This window comes from bacterium, assembly GCA_035703895.1.
Classification (GTDB): Bacteria; Sysuimicrobiota; Sysuimicrobiia; order Sysuimicrobiales; family Segetimicrobiaceae; genus Segetimicrobium.
Map to the genome: position 1 here is coordinate 1 of DASSXJ010000256.1, position 3,422 is coordinate 3,422.

The 3,422-nt window shown below is 64.9% G+C and carries 3 protein-coding genes; all 3 read left to right on the plus strand.

The annotated features are described in order from the left end of the window. Positions 1-145 precede the first annotated feature (145 nt). The gene (locus tag VFP86_17205) at positions 146-2,110 is read left to right on the plus strand and encodes an ABC transporter substrate-binding protein (protein HET9001381.1); all 1,965 of its coding nucleotides are present in this window, start codon (positions 146-148) and stop codon (positions 2,108-2,110) included. Between the two features lie 69 nt (positions 2,111-2,179). Further along, the gene (locus tag VFP86_17210) at positions 2,180-3,166 is read left to right on the plus strand and encodes an ABC transporter permease (GenBank protein ID HET9001382.1); all 987 of its coding nucleotides are present in this window, start codon (positions 2,180-2,182) and stop codon (positions 3,164-3,166) included. Then, a partial coding sequence (locus tag VFP86_17215; GenBank protein HET9001383.1) for a hypothetical protein occupies positions 3,163-3,422 on the plus strand: 260 nt, incomplete at its 3' end. The genes VFP86_17210 and VFP86_17215, both read left to right, overlap by 4 nt.

The window sequence follows — 3,422 nt, forward strand, 5'->3', positions numbered from 1 at the left end:
CGGCTCGCCACCCGCTCGAAATGCAGGGGGAATTTCGCCCGCGGGCGAAACGCGATCCCAAGACGGGTGACCCGCGCAGTCGCGATAGCCGGAGCCGGAGACCGATCGGTCACCGGGACGGGTGAGAAAAACGGAGGCGCAGAAAATGCGACAGAAACTCCTAAACGGCACCCCGCACTGTGTCATGCTCTTAATGGCCGTCCTACTGGCACTGGGGGTCGGCACTCAGGTCCCGACGCCCCCGCCGGTCCTCGCCCAGGCATCCAAGTACAAGGAAGCGCCCATGCTCGCGGCGCTCGTGAAGGCCGGCAAGTTGCCGCCGGTGGCCCAGCGCCTGCCGGAAGACCCGCTGGTCGTCGACACGATCGAGGGCATCGGGCAGTACGGCGGCGTCTGGCGCCGGGGCTTCCTCGGTCCCGGCGACTTCAACAACTACCACAGGATCGTCTACGACGCCCTCGTCCGCTACTCGCCGGACGGGACCAAAGTCGAGCCGAAGTACGCCGCGAGCGTGACACCGTCCAAGGATTTCACGATGTGGACGGTGAGGCTGCGCAAGGGCGCTAAGTGGTCGGACGGCAGCCCGTTCACCGCGGACGATATCATGTTCTGGTACAACGACGTGCTCCTGAGCAAGGACCTCACCCCGGCGCTGCCCGTCTGGATGAAGAACCACGATGGCTCACCGGTCGCGGTCCAGCGCGTGGACGATATCACGGTCCGCTGGACGTACAAGGACCCGAGCACCACCTTCATGATGGAGCTCGCCAACAAGGACAGCGGCGATCGTCAGAACGCGTGTTTTCTCCCGTCCCGATATCTCAAGCAGTTCCACACCAAGTACGCGGACAAGGCGAAGCTGGATCAGATGGTCGCCGCGGCCAAGTTCAAGACGTGGGTGGAGCTCTTTAACGCCAGAGCGCAACCGCCGGAGAACCCCGAGCGCCCGGTGATGTCGGCATGGGTACCGGCGACGCGTATCAGTGACCAGTTGTTCGTGCTGCGCCGCAACCCCTACTACGTCGGCGTGGATAAGGCGGGGAACCAACTGCCGTATATCGACACGGTCCAATTCAAATTCTTTGCCGACATCCAGTCCCTCAACCTCGCCGCGATCGCCGGCCAGCTGGATGAGCAGGAGCGGCACATCGTCCTCGGCAACTACCCGGTGCTTAAGGAGCACGAGAAGGACGGCAAGTACCGCGTCATCCTCTGGCAGGGCTTCGGCGGCGCCGACGCCGACGTCACGTTCAACGAGACGTACACGAAGGACCCCGACCTCGGCCGCCTGCTCCAGAACCGGGACTTCCGCATCGCCATGTCGTATGCGATCAACCGAAACCAGATCAAGGAGTCCGCGTTCCTTGGCCTTGGGGAAGCCCGCCAGCCGGTTGCCGCGCCGTGGTCGCCGTACTACCCTGGCAATCTCTACGCCCGGAAGTACACGGAGTACCGGCCGGACGAGGCCAACCGCATCCTCGATCGGATCGGGCTGGATAAAAAGGACGGTGAGGGCTTCCGCCTCTTCCCGGGCGGCAACCGCCGCGTCACCATCGAGCTCTCCGTCGTGCCCGCCTTCGGTCCCTGGCCGGACGTCGCGCAGCTGATCGCCAAGGACTGGGAGCGGGTCGGGATCAAAATCATTGTCCAGGTCCGCGATCGGGCACTGCACTTCCAGATGCGGCAGTCGAACGACCTGCAGGCGGAGATCTGGAACCAGGATACCGCCGGGTTCCCGTTCACGGGGACCCCGAAGTACGATCCCCGCACGATCCTCTACGGCACCATCACGATCGGGCCGCTGTGGAAACAGTGGTACGATACGGGCGGGAAGGAAGGCGCGGAGCCGCCTGCGCCGGTGAAGCGACTCGTCGAGCTGATTGACCGGGCCAAGACGGCCGATCCCAAGGAACAGGCCAGGGACGCCCAGGAGATCTTCAAGATCTGGGTGGACAACGTCTTCGAGATCGGGACGATCGGCCTCACCCCGATGGACCAGGGGGTTGTCGTGGTCAACGCCCACATGCACAACGTCCCAACCAAGCTGGGCAAGGACTGGCCGCTGCGCACGCCGGGGAACGCGCGCACGGAGCAGTTCTACTACAAGTAGACATACGACCGCCACGCGCGGGGGGCGGCCCTTCGGCGCCCCCCGCCGCGTCGCGCGAGGCCGGGTCCCGTGCTGCGCGTCCTATTCCAGCGCCTGCTGCTCCTGCCGATCCTGCTCGCGGTATTCTCGATCGCGGTCTTTGCGCTTGTCCAAGCGCCGCCCGGGGGCTTCCTCACAAGTTACGTGTCTATGCTCGCCTCCTCCGGCTCATCGATCAGCGAGGAGCAGGTCGAGGCGCTTCGCCGGCAGTTCGGGCTCGATCAACCGTTCCACGTCCGATACTTCCGCTGGGTCCAGAACCTTGCGCGGGGTGACCTCGGGCTGTCCCTGGAGTACCAGCGCCCCAACGTTGAGTTGATCCATCAGTATCTGCTGCTGACCGTCCTGCTCGCGCTCTTCTCGTTTGTGCTCACGTGGGCGATCGCGATTCCCGCCGGCATCTACTCGGCGACGCATCCGCGTTCGTGGGTCGACTATGCGTTGACCGTCATGAACTACATCGGCGTGGCGATCCCAAACTTCATGCTGGCCCTCGTCTTGATGTGGATCGCGTTCTCGCGCTTCGGCATCAGCGTCACAGGGCTGTTCTCGCCCGAGTACGTGCAGGCGCCGTGGACTCTGGGTCGCGTGACCGACCTGCTCACGCACATCTGGCTGCCGACGATCGTGCTGGGGATCGCCGGGACGGCTCGCCTCACCCGCGTCATGCGCGCCAACCTGCTGGACGAGCTCCATAAGCCGTACGTTGTCACCGCGCGCGCCAAAGGATTGTCGGAGTGGCGGCTGGTCCTCAAATACCCGGTCAGGGTGGCGATCAACCCGCTGGTCAGCACGATCGGCTGGTATCTGCCGCAGCTGTTCTCGGGAAGCCTGATCGTCGCCACGGTGATGAACCTGCCGAACATCGGGCCGCTGCTGCTGCGCGCCCTCGTTCAGCAGGACACGTACCTCGCGGGCAGCGTCCTGATGATCTACTGCTTCTTCACCGTCATCGGGACCCTGATCTCGGACCTCTTGCTGGCCTGGGTTGACCCGCGGATCCGCATGGAAAGGTGAAGGTGCCAGGGGACACCGACGTCCAGGGGCACGTCGCCGATCTCGCCGGGTCGGTCGCGGCGGCGGCCCCGCCCGCGTCGGAGACCGAAGCGCGCGTCTCGGTCGCGCCCAACTGGAAGCTCGTGTGGTGGCGGTTCAAGAAGCACCGCCTGGCGATGGTCAGCGCCGGCGTGCTGGTCCTCTTCTATCTCGTGGTGTTGTTCCCGGACTTCTTCAGCACGCAGGACCCCGAGGCCACCGATGCCCGCCTGGCCTT